A 285-nucleotide genomic window follows, 5' to 3' on the forward strand; every position below is an offset into this window, starting at 1 on the left:
ACTTTGAAGCTGACACCGTGCTTTCTGGCAAGCGTAAAGGTCAAGCTGTGGCTACTTTTGTGGAGCGTAAGAGTCGCCTGACAATTGTTAAACGGCTCCATGGTCGCGATAGTCAATCCATGACTCAATCCGTGCTTGAACTAGCTAGTCAACTTCAAGACAAACTCAAGACGCTGACCGTAGATCATGGTAAAGAGTTCGCTAACTACCAGGCAATTGAGCAGCGAACTGGTACTCCGGTTTATTTTGCCCATGCTTATTCACCACATGAACGCGGTAGTAATG

At 47.0% G+C, this 285-nt stretch carries 1 protein-coding gene; it reads left to right on the plus strand.

Annotation, left to right across the window (positions count from 1 at the left end; translation table 11 throughout):
* A partial coding sequence (locus H5975_RS08510) for an IS30 family transposase (RefSeq protein ID WP_204785649.1) occupies positions 1-285 on the plus strand: 285 nt, incomplete at both ends.

Origin of the sequence: Limosilactobacillus coleohominis (assembly GCF_016901675.1) — a bacterium.
In the GTDB taxonomy this organism is placed as follows: Bacteria; Bacillota; Bacilli; order Lactobacillales; family Lactobacillaceae; genus Limosilactobacillus; species Limosilactobacillus intestinavium.